The 636-nt window shown below is 56.6% G+C and carries 1 rRNA gene; it reads right to left on the reverse strand.

What is annotated here, in order from left to right:
* Positions 1 to 636, reverse strand: a 23S ribosomal RNA gene (locus JKP73_RS23780); the annotation flags it as partial.

Below are 636 nucleotides of genomic sequence, written 5' to 3' on the forward strand. Positions count from 1 at the left end.
CCCCGACACCTCACGGCGTCGCTTCTGCCCACGCCCAGCGCCTCCCTACTAGATCACCTCGCGGTGCACCGTGGTATCGGTAATCGACTTAGCCCCGTCCATTTTCGGGGCCCTGGATCTCGACTGGTGAGCTGTTACGCACTCTTTAAAGGATAGCTGCTTCTAAGCTAACCTCCCAGTTGTTTATGACCCAGGACTCCCTTAAGTGTTAACACTTGGCCGATATTTGGGGACCTTAACCACGGTCAGGGTTGTCTCCCTCACGGACTAGAAGCTTACCCCCCAGCCCGGACTGCTGGTCGTCTACGACGACGGCGGTTTTGGAGTTTGACAAGAGAACAGACCCTTTCGAGTCCGGCTTCCCCAATCAGTGCTCTACTCCGCCGACTATCTCAGACCAGGTCATACTGCGATATGTTTCGGGAGGAACCAGCTATTTCCGACCTCGATTGGACTTTCACCCCTAGACGCGGGTCACGAGAGCGATTTGCATATCAACACCTCAAACGGTCCTCCACGCAGCTTTCGCCACGCTTCGACCTACCTACGCCTAGATCGCCCGGCTTCGGGTCGCATACGGACGACTGCACGCACTTGTATACGTCGCGCCTCTTCTCATGCGCGCTTGTCGCTTTC

It is taken from the genome of Virgibacillus salexigens (assembly GCF_014905415.1).
Taxonomy (GTDB): Bacteria; Bacillota; Bacilli; order Bacillales; family Amphibacillaceae; genus Virgibacillus; species Virgibacillus salexigens.